Origin of the sequence: Streptococcus oralis, assembly GCF_023611505.1 — a bacterium.
Lineage (GTDB): Bacteria > Bacillota > Bacilli > Lactobacillales > Streptococcaceae > Streptococcus > Streptococcus oralis_CT.
Genome location: NZ_CP097843.1, coordinates 681,410 through 700,511, shown reverse-complemented (window position 1 = coordinate 700,511; position 19,102 = coordinate 681,410). Strand labels below are relative to the sequence as shown.

Below are 19,102 nucleotides of genomic sequence, written 5' to 3'. Positions count from 1 at the left end.
TCCTCCGTCATTTTCTTCATCATCTAAGTTCTTCTGATTAAATCTACCATATCATAAGGCAAGGTATTTGCGGCCTCTTTCAGAGAATAATTCTCTAAATTATTCACATTTTGGCGTAGTTTTTTAGCATACTTGGCTGTTATCAGTTTAGCTTCTTCGTATTCAAAGATTGCCTTACGTTCGAGATAGTAGCCTCGTAGCATTTCATCGATATTGTTTGGCTTGATGCGATTTATAACCCGCTCAACAAAGGCACCGCTTCCGATAATGGCCGTCTCGCGTAGACGAGACTCTTGCATAAAACTAATCAGAGAACTCTTATAAACCCCTTTGAGGTTTTCCAAACTCTCGATAATCAGCTCTGTATTTTCCAAATACAACTCTGAAATCTGATCATAGTCAACTGCTAGTAGTTTACGAGATTCTTCGTTCATCCAACTACGGAAAGTTTTGCCAAAGGTAAACATTTCATGGAGTAGAAAGCGCAGTATTCGTAAGGAAACTAGGAAGTAATAAGTCACTCTAGAAGCGAAATTCCGATTGATACTCTGCTCCATGTTTTTTAGGTAACGTTGGTAAACTCGATAGCCACGCTCACTGATTCTATTTTCCTCGTAGGCTTGCTCCAAACCATCACTCTCAATACTCAAGATAAGAAGTTTGAGGGACTCCCAGTCCTCTTGGACTCTCTTATTTTCCAGACTAAGGATGAGGTTTTCAATCCGACCATGATAGTTATCAATAGCTGCATAAAGAGGAAGTTTGTTCTTGTGATGGTCCAGTTCTTTTTCTAATTCTGCAGCTACATCATTCAAAATCGCAATATGCATCAAATGATCCTTGCTTTCCTCTTGTTCTTCAGATAAGTGAGGGAGAACCAATAAACCTGTTAGAAAGCTCAATAGTGTAACGCCTGCTACTAAGAAGAGCAACAAAGGATATTCCTGCTCCAAATGACTTGGTATGAGGAGAGTGGTCGCGATAGATACTGTCCCTTTGACACCAGAGAAGGTCAAAAGAAGCATATCTTTCATGTACTTATGAATTTTTTTCTTGAGTCGACGCGTCCTCACAAAGTAAAAACCAGCAATCATGACAAAGCGGATCGCAAAAAGCAAGAAGGTCAGAACGACAACTGAAAGCAGTAAAAGAAGGGGATTGTAGAGCGAATTAGACAAAATTGGCTCCGCAATCAACTCTAACTCCATTCCCAAGATAACAAAGACTGATCCATTTAGCATAAAGGTCACGGTGTGCCAGACGGTCTCCGTCACAGTGTCTACCTGGGCCTCAAGGAGCGTAATTTTCTTAAAGCGACTGGCCTTCAAAATACCTGCGACTACAACTGCGATAATCCCTGAAACATGAAACTCTTCTGCGATAAAAAAGGTCATGAGTGGTAAACTTAGCTCTAGCAATAGTTCGCTGGCTATATCTATCGCTCGCACACTCAGTAAAAAAGTATGCAAGAAACGATTGACCATAGCCGTCACAAAACCGACTACAAAACCACCAAGAATAGAAAGTGCTAGGGAAGTTCCAGCTTGGCTGAGAGAAAAAGTTCCTGTTGTCCAAGCAGCCAGAGCCATCTGAAAGGCAACCAAACCAGAAGCGTCATTTAAGAGCCCTTCCCCTTTTAGGATATTGGAAACCCGTTTAGGAAAACGAAAACGTTCAGAAAGAGACGCAAAGGCAACCAAATCTGTTGGGCCAAGTGCCGCTCCAACTGCTAAACAGGCAGCCAACGGAAGAGTCATCCAAAGGAAGTGAGCCATGCCTCCTAAGCTTAAGGTCGAGATAAAAATCACAGGAAAAATCAGAACGACGACAATCCGCCAGTGCTTCAAAATGGACGTAATATCGGCTTCTTCTGCCTCCCGGAAGAGTAAGGGACCAATAACCATGGCCAGAAACAGCTCTGTATTGAGATGAAAGTCCGCATCGGGAACAAATAAACCAATCCCAATCCCCAAAAGAATTTGTACAAGAGGAAGGGGCAAAAAAGGGAGAAGTTTATTGGTCGTAGTTGAAATGATTAAGACAAATAAAAATAGAATCAAGTAAATAAGTAATTCCACACAATTCCTCCTTAATCTTTTTTACAACAAGATTCAAAAATCTCCTTTTGCTCTTGGATTTTCTGATCAATCTTAGAACAGTCTTTGTGCTCAATTTTTTTCTGGCATCGTTCCATTTCAAGAGCCACTAATTTTTTCTTGATCTTAAGCATCTTTTTGCTCATATGTGCTTCATCAAGCACCCCGACTGCTCGCTCGTGATGCGTTGACTCGACAAAATTTTGGCGCATGGCCTCAAGCTTCTCACGAAGGTATTGTTTATCCATGTCTATACCCTTCTAATTTTTCAATCATAACTAAAAACGGTGGATTATTAACTTGGTTGAGAGTTCGATAAATAACAGCTGTATACTCTTGTTGGTTCAACTGGCTAACAAAATCCAACACAGCATCCCTCTCGGTGTCTCCTCCTTCATGACCATAGTAGATCATGATAGCAATCCGTCCTCCTTTGACAAGCAAACGGCAAAGCTTTTCTAAGGCTTCGATAGTAGTCTGAGGTTGTGTGATGACGGATTTGTTAGCAGAAGGCAGATAACCCAGATTAAAAATCCCTGCCTTAGCTTCTGTCACAAACTGGTCTAGTGTCTCATGACCTTGCAAGATTAACTGGGCATTTGTCATTCCAGCCTGATCCAAACGCTCTTGCGTCTTCTCTAAAGCCTGCTCCTGGATATCAAAGGCATAGACTCGCTTGGCTAGCTTGGTTAAAAAAAGGGTATCATGGCCATTACCCATGGTCGCATCCACTACGATATCCTTTTTTGTCACAACTTCAGCCAAAAAATCATGTGCCATCTCAAGTGGTCTTTTCATTTTTAAACTCCTGTTTTACAGCCTTGCATCCTTGCACACTTCCACGACGGCGCATCTCAGTTTCAATAGCATTTAGCACTTCCCATTTTTTGAGGCTCCACATGGGACCAATCAGCATTTCTCTAGGTGCATCTCCCGTGATTCGGTGGATGACAATATGCTTGGGAATGATTTCCAGTTGGTCACAAATGACCTTGACATACTCATCCTGACTCATCAGTTGCAAGCGTCCTTCGTGGTAATCTCGCTGCATCCGTGTATTGGTCATGAGGTGAAGCAAGTGCAGCTTAATACCTTGTATATCATTATCCGTGACACAGCGACGGACATTTTCGACCATCATCTCATGAGTCTCACCGGGCAAACCATTGATCAAATGGGAAACAATCTCAATCTTGGGATATTTCCTCAAGCGTTTTACTGTTTCAACATACAATTCATAGGAATGGGCACGGTTAATCAGGTCAGAGGTTGCTTCAAAGGTTGTCTGTAAGCCCAATTCTACCGTCACATGCATGCGTTCCGATAACTCAGCCAAATATTCGATGGTTTCGTCTGGCAGACAGTCTGGCCGCGTTCCGATATTAATTCCTACTACACCTGGCTCGTTGATAGCCTGCTCATAGCGTTCCCGAATCACTTCCACCTTTTCATGGGTGTTGGTAAAGTTTTGAAAATAAACCAGATACTTTTTAACATCTGGCCATTTGCGATGCATAAAGTCAATTTCCTTATAAAATTGCTCGCGGATAGGAGCATCCGGTGCCACGATAGCATCTCCAGAACCTGAAACTGTACAAAAAGTACAGCCCCCATGAGCCACAGTTCCATCCCGATTGGGACAGTCAAATCCCGCATCAATCGGAACTTTAAAAGTCTTTTCTCCAAAAAGTTTTCGATAATAATCATTCAAGGTATTATAAGATTTCATAACTTTCATTATAACAAAAAACACCCACAATCTCAAAAGCCTGACTTTCCAACAAATTCCCTTGTTTCTCATTTCCTTTAGCGTTTTTTTATGATACAATATGGGTATGATTTTAATGAAAATAGCATCTATTTTATTATTGATATTAACCTTGGTGGTTTGCTTTATTGTCACCAAGCTTTTCGGACTCAGGAAAATAGGATTTAATTTCGCGGATGTAGCTTTTCCACTTTTGGTATTTGAGTACTATCTGATTACTGCTAAAGCCTTTACCCACAACTTTCTACCACGACTTGGTGTCGCACTTTCTCTCCTAGCAATCCTCCTTGTAATCTTTTTCCTTGTCAAAAAACGAAGTTTTTATTACCCTAAATTCATCAAATTCTTCTGGAGAGCCGGTTTTCTCCTTACCTTAATCATCTATATAGCAATGATTGTCGAATTGATGATGGTAAAATAATTACCAACCCAGTATTAAATGCTGGGTCTTTCTTTTACTCTTATATCTAAAAAAGACCAGAGGAATCCTCTGGCCTTTTTATCACAGATTAAACCTAAGAAAAACAAATGGAAACTATCTTTCTCACGCTAGATTATTTATTTTTACGGCTTACAAAGTACAATCCACTAGTCACTGACATCAAAGCAAGTCCTGCTGCTACTGCTGCTTGGCTTGCTGCACTTCCTGTATTTGGTAACTGCTCTTTTTGAACCTGACCAGCTGCACTTGAAGTGTTTTGTTTTGTATCTGTTTTTTCTGATACTTGTGTTTTTGTAGATCCTTGCGGTACTGGCTTGGTCGTTTCGCCAGCTGTACCGACTTCTACGATGCGATCCTGAGCCATGACTTTATCATAGCTTTCTTTTTCAGTCCGCTTGCCATTTTCAACTTCAATCAAGTGAACACGGATACCTTTTTGTCCTTCTTGGAGAACACGGGTTTGACCTGCTGGAAGCTTATCGTTCTTTTGTTCCTGAACCTTGAAGTCAATTGTTTCTTCTTCGATTACAAGTTCTGGTCTGTTAAGGACAAGGTTCTTCACTTCATCCTCTGGAAGGGAGGTTCCTGGTTTTGTTCCTACTTCTACGATGCGATCCTGAGTTAAAACTTTATCATAGCTTTCTTTTTCAGTCCGCTTACCATTTTCAACCTCGATCAAGTGAATGCGAATACCCTTTTGACCTTCTTGGAGGATACGAGTTTCACCTAGATACAACTTATCAGACTTACGTTCCTGAACCTTGAAATCAATTGCTTCTTCTTCGATTACAAGTTCTGGTCTGTTAAGGACAAGGTTCTTCACTTCATCTTCTGGAAGGGAGGTTCCTTGCTTCGTTCCAACCAAGACGATGCGGTCTGTCGGATCCTCTAACACTTCACGGAGTTTTTCTTCTTTACTTCCATCAGGATTAATCGCTGTAAAGATACGTTCTTTACCAACTTTTCCTTCTTGTTCTACACGAGTTTCACCTAGATACAGTGTTGAATCTTTTTTCTCAACTGTCTTATAGGCCAAATCTTTTTCAACAAATTCGAGTTTTGGAAGTTCTTCTTGTACAGCAGCAACTGTCTTCTCAGAAACTGGTTTTTCCTTGGTCAACTGGATACGGTATTCCTTGACTTGTTTTCCACTTTCTGAAACAAGACGAACAAGTACTGGAAGGCTATCGTCTCCGCTATCTACAACTGTTGAAGCCACTTGGTCTGTTTCCTCAACTGAAACTTTTGGACGTTGTCCGCTATAAGTTACTTGATAGTCTTGACGGTTTTCAGAGAAATCAGGAAGTTCTTTTCCATCTACAAGAATCTTCGATTGAGTGCTTTCTTGAGGCAATTCGCTTGGAGCAAGGAAGGTCATCTCAATCATCGCAACACCGCTCTTGTCAACTTTACGCTCCATACGCCATCTCATGGCTTTGGCTTTGACAGCTTTAAATGTTACGTTGATTTCATCACCAGCTGCAATGTCTTTATCCGCACGATAAGGCACAGCTTCCCAATTTTCTGGATTGTTGAATGGATGGGCTGCATCATAGGCTTGATAGTTTGAATAGTAGGTAGGGACTTCAAAATCTGGGCCGATATAGCGCTCCAAAACAAGTTTAGATGGTGCATCCGTACCACTATCTGCAAAGAAATGAAGTTTGGCTTGCGCAACAGTCCGTTCTACAATCTTGCCATTTTCACGGAAGATCACACCTGCTGATACTTCTGGATTAGAAGATGGAGTTGGAGACCAGTTTGTCCAACGACGATTTTCTGAATGATTTCCGTCATTGAGATAGTCCACACGGTCATGGGAATTTCTATCAATATCGTTAGTGGCTGAAGCAAAGGCGCGGTTACTATTTTCATCATAGTCAGGGTTGTCTGAGAGGGCCTCACCAAGTTTGTCTGTCACTCGTACAGAGAATTCCGCAACGAGGTCACTACCAAGGACACGACCTCGAACAGTAAATTGACCTGCTTTTGTCAGATTTTCTGCTGGAACTTCTTCCCATTCAACTGCCAAGTCTTTTGTTTCATAGCCGTCTTTACCTGTGAAGTAAACCGGAACCTTAGTTGGCAATTCAAGTGGTTGACCTACTTGTACCAAACGTGCTTGTTTAACCGTAGCAAGAGGTTTACGAGAAAGTAAGTCTTTGTCCTTAGTGAAGTGTAGACGGTATTCTCCTAAGATGTCGCCATTTTCAGCTTTCGCGATGACACGAACTGGCTCACCTTCACGAACGCTTGGAACAACCGTCGCAAGACCATTGTTGCTAACACTTGCTGTTACTGTAGGAACTTTTCCATCTACAGACTCAAGGTAGTAGTCTTTCAAATCAGGGTTGAAGTTTGCTAAGTCTTTACCGTCAACTTGGATTCTTGTCTGTCCTTGTTTAGCTGCCGCAACTTGTTTCGCAAAGATTTGTACTTCTGTGATAGACGTTCCTTTCTTGCTATCTAGTCGAACCATACGAATACGGACAGCATAGGTTTCAACCTTATCAAAGCTAAAGTGATTCATTTCTCCAGCTTTTAATTGAGCTGGTGCTTTGAGATTGCTTACCTCTTTCCAGTTTGCAGGATCGTTAAAGACATGGTTTTCCTCACCTACAAAGCTAGGATTTTTAGGAGCTGTTGGAACAGTCTTACCAACATAATACTCAATCACATAAGACTTAGGTACACCAACTCCGTGGTCTTCGTGGAATCCGACACTTAGATTATCAACAGAACGTTTGCTCAAGATACCTGAATCTCCGAATAGGACACCGACTGAAGCTTCTGGATTAGTACGATTCCAGTTTGTCCAACGGTTGGCTGGTCGGTCATTAAAGGAAATCAATTTATCGTTGACATTTGAAACAGGGTCGCTTGGATTTGAGTCTGAAGCAAAGGCAAGTGGCAATTCTGAACCGGTCCATTGGTCAGAAATATTTGCTCCTTGCTCAGTTTGAGCAGACACACGAACATGAAGTTTGGTAGTTAATTGCGTACCTTCTAGACGACCATTAACTGTAAAGACACCTTCCTTAGCGTACTGGTCTGGACGAATCGTATCCCAAGTAACCTTGGCAGATGAAACGTGACCATTTGAATCGTAGGTACGAACACTTTCTGGTAATTGTGGTGCTTCAGCGATTGGTGTTGTCACACTGACTTCTTCAACCGAAACGATACCTTCTACAGAGACTTTAGCACGCGCTTCAAGGTCAATCCCTTCAACTTTACCTAGAACTTCAAAGGTTTGATAGTGGTCTAGTTTTTCTTTTGGAATAGCTTCCCAAGTGACTTTGTGGGCTTTAGGGAAACCTTTGTCATACTCAACTGTTACTGTTGCTGGAAGGCTTGGTTCCTGATGCAAGTCTGTTACTACGTTTACTGGACGGATAGATTGGGCTACTTTTTTCTCAGTATTGGCCTGAATCGTGAGATCGATTTGACCTGTAACCCCCTCATATTCTGCTTTGAGAGTGACTGTTCCTGGCTTATGCAACTCAAGCATTCCTTTACGAACTGCGACTTCCCCTTCACCACTTGTAGAGAAGTTCACTTTATCTGCTGGTAAAACTGCTTGTGTTCCGTCTTGATAGTGGGCAAGAACAGACAATTTCACTGTTTGATCTTCTTTAAGACCGTCAGCTTTCTCTACTTGTAACCTCAAGTGGTCAATTTTTGGTGCTTCTTCAAGGAATTGAATTGCATAGGTTTGAAGAGGGCCACCATCTTTTGGTTGAACATAGATGCTTGCGCGCATGCCGTTTGCTGCACTTGCTTGGACTACAGTAACAGCTGCATTTTCAGCACTTGCTACAACTTCTGGCAAGGATGCACCGTAAGCAAGAGTTCGATATTGCATTGGATTTTGAGTAGTAAGACCAGTGACAGCTTCACCACCAACCGTTACAGTTGGTACTGCAGGTGCCGCAGCCTCACCTTCTTCTACTACAAGGGTAGCGTGAATAGTCTCACCACCCAGTTGGCCAGTCATTGGAATACGTGATCCTGCAACTGACAGTTTAGCTTTATCTGTTTCCGCAATCTCCCACTTATCAACTTCGTATTCTTGTACGCTTCCATCCGTAACGGCAATAGAAACGTATTTGTCAACAGCACTCAAGTCTGTTCCTGGAGCAACACGCTTAACAGTTGGAAGCTCATTTGCAATTGCTAGAATTTCGACACGGGCCTCAACTTCGCGTCCGTCTGCCATACCTTTAACAGTCACAACTCCTGCTTGGCTCACATCAACTGAAGACCAAGTTACTGGACGTTTTTCACGACTGCCATCACTGTAGATAAAACCGACTGTCTTCGGCATTTTTGGCTCTTTCTCAATAACAGTACGTACTTTTGGTACTTCTGTCCCGAGAACGGTCTTTTCTTGACCTTCTTTTTTACCAGTAAAGACCGTTACTTGACTAGATTTCAAGAGATCAGAATGGGCTGTTAGTGTGAATTTACCTGCTTGTTCAGTTGATTTGACAATGGCAACCCCTTTACCGTTAAAGGCTCTGCGAATCCAAGAACCATCTGGTTGTGCTTTATAGCGTTCACGGCTGGCTTGTTCCCCATTATCGACACCGACCAGTTGACCTTGTCCATGCAATTGGAAGCGAACCAGATTATTTGCAGTTGGTACAACATTTCCTTCACTGTCAACGATTTCGTAGTAGATGTAGGTCAAGTCTTTTCCATCTGCGGCGATTGCGTGTTCTTCCTTGACGAGGCGAACTCCTGCTGGTTGGCCTGCAGTAATGATCTTATCACGTGCAATTTCTTTTCCAGCTTCATCGCGAGCTACAGCTTCCAAGGTACCTGGTTGGTAAGCAACCTTCCACTCAAGATAGAGTTCCTTAGCATTGGCACCTTCTTGGTAGGTACGACCATCGCTGGTTTGTTTTTTGTTGAAGGTCTTAACTCCAAGAGATTGACCGTTCAAGAACAATTCAACGCTAGCAGCGTTAGAGTAAGCACGAACTGGAATCTTACCTTGAGCATCTTCTACTTTAGAGGCCAAGTCTCTATTTTCCCAGTTCCAGTGAGGAAGGAGGTGCACCATAGGTTTCTTCTTAGCAGAAACCCATTGGCTTTGGTAGAGGTAGAAGTCATGTTTTGGAATTCCCGCTGTATCTACAATACCAAAGTAAGAGCTCTTAACAGGAGTTTGGTTTTGGTTGTGCCATGGTGTAGGCTCACCGATATAATCTGTACCTGTCCAGATAAATTGTCCAGCATAGCCAGCATTGTCACGGTCAAAAGTCCATGAATCTGTTGCAGTTTTACCCCAACCAACACGGTCATTACCATAGTCAGACTGTTCGTAATTACGCTCAGGTCCGTTACTATGTTTCAATTCCTGTTCAGGGCGATAGTAACTTCCACGTGTACGGGTAGCTGAAGATGTTTCTGAACCGTAAATCAACCAGTTTGGATGTTTCGCACGAAGTTTCTTGTAGTTATCTTCTGAGTAGTTAAATCCAACCGCATCCAGTTCATCAGCAATTTTCTCATGTCCACCACTACCATTACCGAAACGGAACTTATCTGCTCCCATGGTAACGTAACGAGTTTTATCAACATCCTTGATAACTTTTACCAAACGTTTAACAGTTGCTAGAGAGTGGGCATCCCCATTAGCTTCACCGATTTCATTACCAATTGACCACATGAAGACAGCTGGGTTATTTTTGTCTCTTTCGACCATGGTACGAAGATCGTAGTCAGACCATTTTTCACCTTTTCTTGCTTCTGGGTGAGTGGCATCTTTTTCAAAGAAACGTCCGTAGTCATAAGGTTTCTTGCCATTATACCAAGTATCAAAGGCCTCTTCCTGAACGAGTAAGCCTAGTTCTGCTGCGATTTGCAGGGTTTGAGGACTTGCAGGGTTATGAGTTGTACGGATGGCGTTAACCCCCATCTCCTTCATTTGTTTGAGACGACGGTATTCTGCTTTATAGTTTTCTTCTGCTCCAAGCGCTCCGTGGTCATGGTGCAAGGAAACACCATGGAATTTAATGCGTTCGCCATTCAAAGAGAAGCCTTCATTTGGTGTCCAGTGATAGTAACGGTAACCAAACAAATCCTTCTTAGCATCCACCAATTGACCATCGCGGTACACTCGCGTAATCAATTCATACAAGGCAGGTTTGTCATTTAAAACTGTCCAGAGTTTTGGTTTTTCAACTTCTAAAATAGCATCTAGGCTTGTTGACTCATGTGCTTTCAAGGTACGACTTGCTGTACGAACCACGCCTGTTACGGCCTGACCACCACGTTCAACAATTTGATATTCTGCCACAAGCTCATGGTCTTTATCGTCTGTATTGACGATTTTGCTGGTCACATGAGTTTCAACCTTGCCATGTTGCTGTTGTTCTAATTTTGGCGTTAAGATAGTTGTTCCATTTTTCTCAACATGAACCTTATCTGTCACTTGCAAGGTCACATCACGGTAAATACCACTTCCTGAGTACCAACGGCTACTTGGTTGTTTGTTAACAGCATGGACAGCAATCACATTCTCACGACCATCTTTGTGAAGGTATTTGGTGATATCATATGAGAACTGGTTATAACCATTTGGATAATGTCCCACTAACTGGCCATTGACATAGACTTGAGAGTCCATGTAGACGCCATCAAAGGTCACACGAACATTTTTCTTGAGATCTTTTTCATCAAGTTTAAAGGTCTTGCGATACCAAGCTTCACCACCATTGAGCTGTCCACCTTCGTTTTGGGCAGGTGATTGATGGTCAAAATCGTTAAAGATACTCCAGTCGTGTGGGAGATCCAATTTTTGCCATGTTGATACATCGGCATCTGATTTCACAGCTTCTTTAGGATTCGCATTGAGTTTAAAGTGCCAATTTTGATTAAAATTCACTTTTCTATCTTCAATCATTTGATTCACTTCTTCATTTGTCGCAGCTTTCAAATCTTCCTTGACAGGCTTTTCTTGACTTGAAGCTTGAGATTCTACCTTTGGAGCTGTTTCTTCAGGTTTTAGTGACGCTTTCTCCTCTTTTGGAGCTACAGGTTCATCTTCTTTCTTCTCTGGCTTGCTTGCTTCAATTGGAGCAGCTTGACTTTGGTCGACACTTGTAACATCCTTGTGCTCTGCTACAGCTTGATCTTCTTTTTCCTCCACTGCCGGACTTTCCTCTTTTGCTTGTTCCACAGTGCGGGTGATAGGAGTTTCATCAGCGAAAACTGGTGATTCTCCAACAACACTTCCTCCAAATAGAACCGTACAGGTTCCAATCATCACAGAGCAAGCGCCTACGGCAAACTTACGAATGCTGTAGACTCTTTTACGATTCCAATGGCCTTTTTCCATAAAATCCTCCTTTAGTAACCGCTTCCATTTTCTTATAAGCGTATTACTTTTTCATAGCCTTTTACCCCTATTTTATAAAATAATATAGGGAATTTCAATACCCTAAACACAAAAAATCATATTTTTGATTGTTTTTTCTATAATTAGTAGAAAAGTTTAAAAATCTGAATGTACATTTAATGAATGGTTTTACTAAAAAAAGGCGGTGGGACAGAAATAGATAGACAAAGTCTCGATTTCGTAGTCCCAGCCCCGCGAGGATGATTAGGAGCTTTTTGGAGTCTAAAAGACGAACAAAAAGTTCAATTAGCTACTGCGTCAAAGTTTGATTGCTAATAAAAAGTGAGGTCGGGATTTTTTGTCCCAACCTCTTTTACGGACTATCAAACTGATATTTCCTTATAGATTATTGACTAGATTTCCCCTTTTCCAAAAGCTTGACCATCTCATTTTTACGTTCTTCTAGCTCTGCAATTTGATGGAGTAAAAGTCCTGAAAAATCACATTCAAGCTCTTCAGTTTCGCCACTATTATACCAATCTAGAGCTACTATATGATTGTCCTTATCAAAGCAAAAAATCACATCTCCATCCCCGATGATAGACAGAAATGGAATATAATCCACAAAGCCCAGAGCGTGTAATTCCTTGGTTTTAAGACGAATGTCTAAGAAGTCTGGGATGCCATTTGCAATTCCCAAGACCTTAATACCTCGACAGAAGGTCCAAAATGGTGCTACATCGTAAGCCTTGGCTCTTGGCCATAGCTCTTCTCTGACTTCCATAAAGAGACCTCCCAGAGATGACATGGTGAATACCCTGAAATCTTCTGGCAGACGAATGCCGTATTGATTTTCAAAATCCTGAACATCTTCTTCCGATGGTTCATTACCCATGCAGGCGACAACCTGATAAGTTTCCTTATCATAGTGACGAAAATACTCATAAACTTCCTTGAGTGCCATTATTTTAATCCTTTTTACTCAGAAATAATAACTACAAATCCATCTGATAAGATAACCTCTTGTTCATCTTTAAGATGGCAATGACTCGCTAAATCAACAGAGTCTCTTTCTAAAACAAAATTCTCTTTAGACTGATTAAAGATTGCCTGAACTTCTTTTCCTTGGTAGTTCCAGCTCAAAGCAAGAACATCTGGTTTCACTTCTTGCAAGCAATATGAACCATGCTGAATCATATTTGCCACTTCCTTACGGACCTTGATTAATTTCTTCATGAAATTCAGCATATCATTGTCCCCAGACACACGGTCCCAAGGCATGACACGACGGCAGTCGGGATCTGGTCCACCTATTAATGCAAGCTCTGTTCCGTAATAGATACAAGGAGTCCCTTTTTGAAGGTAGAGGAAGGTTAAAGCAGCCTTGACATGTTGCACATTGCCTTTGGCAGTTGTGAGGATACGCTCTGTATCGTGAGAATCCAGAAGGTTAAACATCACTTCTGAGATTTGTTGCTTGTAGTACATTGACTGGCTATTGATTTCTGAAATAAACTGCTCTGTCTTTTTATGCTGACGCAAGAAATAATCCTTGATACTTTCAGAGAGCGGGTAGTTCATGACAGCATGGAACTCATCCCCTTTTAGCCAAGGTTGAGACGTATGCCAGATTTCACCTAAAATATACAAATCAGGCTTTTTAGCGAGAACTGCCTTTCTAAAATCTTTCCAGAACTGATGGTCAATTTCATTGGCAACGTCCAAACGCCAAGCATCGATATCAAAATTCTCAATCCAGTAGGTCGCAACACTTAAAAGATAGTCTTTGACTTCAGGATTTGCTGTATTTAACTTAGGCATATAGCTAGCAAAGGCAAAGGTATGATAAGGTAGTTCTCTCGCGTTTTTCAGTTTATCCTCTGTAATTGGGAATTCTTGAATATGGAACCAATCTTTATAAGGTGACTTTTCTCCATTTTTTAGAACATCCTGCCATTGGGCAGACTGGTCGCCAATATGATTAAATACCGCATCTAGCATGATCTTGATACCACGTTTGTGAGCTTCCTCGACTAGAGTAGCAAAGACTTCCTTGTCTCCAAAGTGACGGTCGATTTCAAAATAATCCGTCGTATCGTACTTATGATTGGTTGTAGCTTCAAAAATCGGACATAGATAAAGTCCAGTGATTCCCAAATCTTTTAGATAGTCCAGATGGTCGATAATCCCTTGCAAGTCTCCACCAAAAAAATCATCCCTGTTAGGCGCAATGGCAGAATCCCACTCTCGAGCTCCATCAGGAGTTAGATTAGGATTTCCATTAGAAAAGCGTTCTGGGAAAATCTGATACCAAACGGTATTTGAAACCCAGTCAGGAACTTGACAACCGTCAATTTCGTGAATATAAGGAAGCTTAAAGCCATTGCCTTCAGCATCCAAGTTTTCTTGAGTATGTTCTACACAACCCTTATCACCGTAGAAAACACCCTGACTCTCCTCATCAAGGAGTTCAAAGAGATACTGAATCCGTGCAAAATCAACAGAGACCGTAACCTGCCAATAATCAAACAAGGCGTCTGAAGTTACTTTAGTCATTTCTTTCTTGGCTTCATACTTATCCTCGATAAAGATAAAGGGATCTCCATAATGTAAAATGACTTGCTGGACATCATTTTTCTTGGTTCTGATTCGGATATGTAGCTGACCTTCTTTGTAAAGATAAGCATACTCTGATTCTGGTCTATGATAAATGGCTGTTAATTCCATATTTTGTCTCCTAAATAATCATCATCAACAAAAACGCAAACGTTTTCATAATTGCTATTTCTAGTATACTATTTTAAGATTCGATTTGCAATACTTGGTCAAATTTGACAAGAAAACACCTCAAAATAAATATTGCAGACTAACCAAGAAATTTCAGCACCTATCTATAAAAAGCTCCCAAACTCAGCCTCACAGCCTAGTCAATCCGACAAAGGGCAAGTTCTTTTAATCCTCTGTCGTAAAGGAAGGTTAAACAAAAGTTGTCTGTCATATTTTGAAGCTTGTGTTTACTCATTCCTCTAGGCAAGGCTATATCGCACCATTCTCTCGTTGCCAGAGAAAATAGCTTTTGCTTACCCTTCCAGTCATCATTCTTAAATAAGGGGCTCAGGATAAGATAAGGCGAATCCGTAAAAATTCCATTGACACCAGCTTTTTTGCCTAAAGCCTTTAAATGTTCAGATTCTAATAACTTTTCGATAATACGACCATCACTAGAGATTTTAACAAGAGCATAATAGTCCATGCCCCATTTATTGACAGAGGTTTGACTTTCTCCAGAGCTAAAGGCATAGAGCTCTTGCTTCCAAGATTTCATACTATCGATTTTAGGACAAAAACTTGAGTTCGTGTCGTGGTGATTTAACTCTTTTTTATCAATATGCGAATAAGTGGTCCACTTCGCCTGCTTTTTCTCTCGATCAAATTCTAAAAGGGCAAAGTTTCTTGCCTGATTTGTATAAACTTGATTTTCAAAACACACGGGTATCTGGTCGCTATCTGATACGATTTGAAAATATCTCTCTTGTGCCTTTTTAGGAAGTATACTTTGCGGATCCTTTATGGCAATGATTTCTGGATGAGAAAAATCACCAGTATAATAGACTATTTCCTTGCCAGCCTTGATGATGCCAATATTTTGTCCATCTGTAAAGAGTAGAGGCTCTTCCTCCCAAACATGGTCACAATACCAAGCATCTATCTCCTTCACACCCAAAGGAGATACTTCTAGCAGACAGTAGCGATTGCAAGCTTCTTTCTCACTGGTTAAGACAAAGGCTCTACCATCAGGTAACATGACAGAATTGAAAACACTATTGTAGTCCTTGTCTAGTTCCCATTTATTCAATAGACTTAACTTTAACTTCCCCATTTCCTCTCTCCTAATCCATCACCACTCGTTGATGGCAAATAGAATGGCTGATCTAATATTTCTTAGCAATTGATCTGAAAGTTCATCGTATACTTGACCCAGTCCCTTGTCTTGTGCCAGCCATCCAGGTTCATCATTCCAGGAGCCCATTCCTCCAAAAACATCCGCTGCACTTGCAGCTCTAAATATGCTTAGATGTTGCGGTGGAATTTGAGGTTCTGCCAGTCCTTTACCAGATTCTGGGTCTAGCAAAAAGTTTCTAGCAGAGTGAAAGACTTTGGCAAAGTTGTCACATTCAATTTTAATTGCTAAATCTTCTATACGAGCCAATATGTCCTTAAATTCTTCGATATTATTTTCATAGTGGGGAATGTCTTGAGAAGACCTTTCCCATTCATACTCGGTGTAGGTAACATCCCAGCCCCTGCCTGCGGAAGCAGATTTCCAATTTGGTAGGAAATAACTTGCCTTCCCATCTTTATAAAAACAGAGAATTGAACTCTGTGTCGTATTGGAAAAACCTAAAATACCTCTGTCATTTACTGAGATAGGGCAAAATAATTGTAAGTCCTTCAAACCCTTTTCCTTAAGATTTTCAAACCAATCAGATACAGATAGTTCTATAACTTCCCCTTTTTCTGACGGCAAAATTTGAAAGCTCAACTTATTTGTATATTTTTCAGGCTTATAGCATATTTCTTTACCACTTTTTAAAGCCTTCCTAGCTGCTGCCACGATACAGGCAATCTGATACATTTGTCCGTTCATATGATCTCATCCATTATCCCTTCAATCAGATTTGTAAGGCTTTCAGCCGCATAGATCACCTGATCAGGATCATGGATGTAACAAATAATCTGCCCTTCCTGACCCTCCTGGTCTGGATCAAAATCCAGCATAAGATAACAAGAGTCACAATACTGGGCAAAAGGAAGCCATTTTTTATTAAAAAGATAGGGCTTTATTCTACTATCACGCATGTTTTCTAGGTCTTGACTAGAAAAATAGTCGGGAAATTCTGTTAACAAAGCATCCCTATTTTGAAAGTACTTTTTACAAGTCTCAATTTCCTGTAGACTCATGAGAGAAAAAGTCAAATCTCTCTGGTCAATTACACAAGGTAAAATAGAGAGGTATTTACTCCCATTTTTATAGCTATAGAGCTCTTTGAAGTCACTAGGTAGACGAATGCCAAATATTTCCTCAAAGGCTTGAAGCTCTTCCTCAGAAGCACCAGAAATGCCCTGATAATCTTCCAGATATCCTTCCTCTACAGGATCATCCAAATCCCAGTCTTCAAAACACTCACAAATATAAGTTTCTATTTTTTTAACTTGGTCAATTAGTTGCATCATTTCACCATGATTTCTTTATTTTAACTAGCTTAAAATTTCTTTCAACGATTATAACTTGGTTCTTCTAGATGAATGGGGTTAGGATTTTGCTTAATCCAAGCAAGAGCAAATTGGCAGAGACGGTCCAGACTTGCTTCATCATCATTCTCTTTGCTGTGGATTTGCGCAATGACTTGCTTGATTTCTTCTAATTCTTGATCTGAAAGAGAGCTTCCTAAAGACAGGTATTGAGGGAGAGCTTGAAGCATTTTTCTATAGTCTCTGTCCCAGTTGGCCCCACCATTGCGATCCAGTTCATCTCGAACTCTGCCTGGTATACGGATAGCTTCTCCCTGAACAGTTTTGGCTGGCCCACTCGAAGGGATTAAGAAGGACCAAAGTTCCTCATATTGTTCCTCCCAGGATCCTTCTACTAGCTTAATCGGTGAAACTCCATCGTGGGTTATTCGTTTGGCTACAGGCTTAACATCAAATATCTCATAGAGCTTCGTTAAGCCTTTATCTGCAGCCTCTATGTAGTCAGGATGGATACCTTCTCTGTGAAATTCAAAATCCTTACCAATATTTTCAACCTTTTCTTTCATAGCAGAAGTTTTCTTAGCGCCCGCCTCTACCAACATGGTGGCAATTTCAGCTGTTTGGGCAATATAAATCCCCCGACAAACCATCAAGACTGAAGCTAGAGGAGTTCTACCCATATCATTTTTGGCATTAACATCTGCTCCTTTGTCAATCAGAAGTTTGACAGTCTTAGGATGGAAAAACTCAGCTGCTACATGTAGGGGTGTCTCACCATAGGTATTGGTTTTTTCAATGTCTGCACCCAATTCGAGCAAGAGTTTTACAGTATCTCTCCCCATGGTTGCCTGACGATACAAAGGAGTTGCTCCATAATAATCAGGGATATTGATATCTAGGCCCTTTTCTACCAGCCAGATAACCAATTCATCCGGGACTCCTCCCATATGCAGAGGTGTACATAAGCTAAATCTTCCATCATGAGCGGTTAATTCACAACGATCATAGACTGCTTTAAGGGCTTCAATATTTCCTTCATCCATTAAATCCTTAAACTCTTTTGGTAATGTAACTCTTTTCTTTGCCATTTTTAGTTCCTTTCTTCTGATTCAGCATCTAGGGCAAGCCAATGAAGTTTGTCAACCGTTTTCAAAGTCAGGACTTGTCCATCATAATCATTTTTCAACTCAAGACCGTTTTGCTCAATAGATATATGATTGTACCAGTGGTCTAGGCTGGCGTATTCCCCCGTATGAATGTTGATGAGCATGCTCGTTATGGGATTCCAAGTCCCTTTCTTAACTGTTTCTGCTAATAGGTAGTAAGCATCTAAAAATATGAGATTTCTCCCATAGATCCAAAAGGGCAGATCAAGCCCCAACAAAGGCAACTTGGCAGAAAAAATCTCATCACCGTGTGGTGGAACGGTTTCATAATGAAATTCTATCTCACTGCCATAATAGGCAATCAGGGCTCCGTGACATCCGATATTTTGAGGAATCCCTTCCTCAGCTACAATAAATTCCATGACCTGCTCCTTCTATTTTCAATCATAAAACCCGACCAGACTCTGCCAAAATATCAAACTGGACGCATGACCTATTCTAGTCATCAAGCGGATGAAGTCACTTTCACAACCCTTCCAAACTGCAGATTGGGCCGTTCCCATGGCTCTAACAAATGCTAGAAAATCTGGTGTCAGCCATATTTTTTCATCATAGTTCATCTCTGCATCAAGAGCATAGACCGCCCCAGATTGCAATGATGATCAAGCCTCTTTCTTGTAGAGTCGAGTAATCGTGGTATTCCAAATTGCGATTGATCAGCCAAGTAAGACTAGTGTCGTCCCCATATCCAAACTGGTAACTTAAAAAACCGACCTGCCCCCAGTTATAGACCAGAATATACTTCCTAAAAATCGGATCCAAATCTTGTATTTGTAGTTGTTTTTTCAAACGATCCAATTCAGACACAGGCACTTCAGTATGGCTCAGGACAATTCCTTCTCTTATCTCAGGGTCAAGCCCTTGTATCGCTTCCTCAATAATGGAAATAATTTGGTCAATTGTCAATAATTCCATTGTCAACCTCCGGCTATACATAGGGCATTATCTAGGGTAAGCTAGCTGGTTTGGGACTTCATTTATCTAATGAACTTTCTTATCTCAATTATACTCCAAAACTATCAAATAGAG

The 19,102-nt window shown here is 41.0% G+C and carries 15 protein-coding genes; 1 reads left to right on the top strand and 14 read right to left on the bottom strand.

The window, feature by feature from the left end; translation table 11 throughout:
* Window positions 1-23: 23 nt before the first annotated feature.
* From M9H69_RS03695 to M9H69_RS03680, 4 genes are read right to left on the bottom strand one after another with little or no spacing between them, the layout of a single operon-like run.
* Complete coding sequence (locus tag M9H69_RS03695; protein ID WP_250315945.1) at window positions 24-2,078, bottom strand: cation:proton antiporter; 2,055 nt, start codon at window positions 2,076-2,078, stop codon at window positions 24-26.
* Window positions 2,079-2,089: 11 nt separating this feature from the next.
* Entirely contained in the window at window positions 2,090-2,344 is a 255-nt protein-coding gene (locus M9H69_RS03690) for a hypothetical protein (RefSeq protein WP_000361094.1), read from the bottom strand.
* On the bottom strand, window positions 2,337-2,894 hold the full coding sequence (locus M9H69_RS03685; RefSeq protein ID WP_250315944.1) for a tRNA (mnm(5)s(2)U34)-methyltransferase: 558 nt from the start codon (window positions 2,892-2,894) through the stop codon (window positions 2,337-2,339). Before M9H69_RS03685 ends, M9H69_RS03690 begins: the two co-directional genes overlap by 8 nt.
* On the bottom strand, window positions 2,878-3,834 hold the full coding sequence (locus tag M9H69_RS03680) for a TIGR01212 family radical SAM protein (RefSeq protein ID WP_250315943.1): 957 nt from the start codon (window positions 3,832-3,834) through the stop codon (window positions 2,878-2,880). Before M9H69_RS03680 ends, M9H69_RS03685 begins: the two co-directional genes overlap by 17 nt.
* Before the next feature lie 91 nt (window positions 3,835-3,925).
* Here M9H69_RS03680 and M9H69_RS03675 point away from each other — a divergent pair, with 91 nt between their 5' ends.
* Window positions 3,926-4,285: a DUF3397 domain-containing protein gene (locus M9H69_RS03675; RefSeq protein ID WP_033588922.1), complete on the top strand. Its 360-nt coding sequence runs from the start codon at window positions 3,926-3,928 to the stop codon at window positions 4,283-4,285.
* Window positions 4,286-4,418: 133 nt separating this feature from the next.
* Here the strand turns inward: M9H69_RS03675 and bgaA are convergent, their stop codons facing one another.
* The 10 genes from bgaA to M9H69_RS03625 form a co-directional block, all read right to left on the bottom strand.
* Window positions 4,419-11,654 (bottom strand): LPXTG-anchored adhesin/beta-galactosidase BgaA, encoded by a 7,236-nt coding sequence (gene bgaA / locus M9H69_RS03670; protein ID WP_250315942.1) that lies wholly within the window; start codon window positions 11,652-11,654, stop codon window positions 4,419-4,421.
* A 406-nt stretch (window positions 11,655-12,060) separates the two neighbouring features.
* Window positions 12,061-12,618 carry an SMI1/KNR4 family protein gene (locus M9H69_RS03665; RefSeq protein WP_250315941.1) on the bottom strand — a complete coding sequence of 186 codons (558 nt, stop codon included), beginning with the start codon at window positions 12,616-12,618 and terminating at the stop codon, window positions 12,061-12,063.
* Window positions 12,619-12,632: 14 nt separating this feature from the next.
* Entirely contained in the window at window positions 12,633-14,381 is a 1,749-nt protein-coding gene (locus M9H69_RS03660; RefSeq protein WP_250315940.1) for a glycoside hydrolase family 13 protein, read from the bottom strand.
* 196 nt (window positions 14,382-14,577) lie between these two features.
* Window positions 14,578-15,534, bottom strand: coding sequence for a hypothetical protein (locus tag M9H69_RS03655; protein ID WP_250315939.1), 957 nt, complete (start codon window positions 15,532-15,534; stop codon window positions 14,578-14,580).
* A gap of 18 nt (window positions 15,535-15,552) precedes the next feature.
* On the bottom strand, window positions 15,553-16,302 hold the full coding sequence (locus M9H69_RS03650) for a hypothetical protein (protein WP_250315938.1): 750 nt from the start codon (window positions 16,300-16,302) through the stop codon (window positions 15,553-15,555).
* Window positions 16,299-16,886, bottom strand: coding sequence for an SMI1/KNR4 family protein (locus tag M9H69_RS03645; protein ID WP_250316167.1), 588 nt, complete (start codon window positions 16,884-16,886; stop codon window positions 16,299-16,301). Before M9H69_RS03645 ends, M9H69_RS03650 begins: the two co-directional genes overlap by 4 nt.
* Window positions 16,887-16,930: 44 nt before the next feature.
* Window positions 16,931-17,995, bottom strand: a complete 1,065-nt coding sequence (locus M9H69_RS03640; protein WP_250315937.1) for an ankyrin repeat domain-containing protein — start codon at window positions 17,993-17,995, stop codon at window positions 16,931-16,933.
* 2 nt (window positions 17,996-17,997) lie between these two features.
* On the bottom strand, window positions 17,998-18,435 hold the full coding sequence (locus M9H69_RS03635) for a hypothetical protein (protein WP_250315936.1): 438 nt from the start codon (window positions 18,433-18,435) through the stop codon (window positions 17,998-18,000).
* Between the two features lie 18 nt (window positions 18,436-18,453).
* Window positions 18,454-18,669 (bottom strand): hypothetical protein, encoded by a 216-nt coding sequence (locus M9H69_RS03630; RefSeq protein ID WP_250315935.1) that lies wholly within the window; start codon window positions 18,667-18,669, stop codon window positions 18,454-18,456.
* On the bottom strand, window positions 18,641-18,988 hold the full coding sequence (locus tag M9H69_RS03625) for a hypothetical protein (protein ID WP_250315934.1): 348 nt from the start codon (window positions 18,986-18,988) through the stop codon (window positions 18,641-18,643). The genes M9H69_RS03630 and M9H69_RS03625 overlap by 29 nt, the downstream gene beginning before the upstream one ends.
* Window positions 18,989-19,102 lie beyond the last annotated feature (114 nt).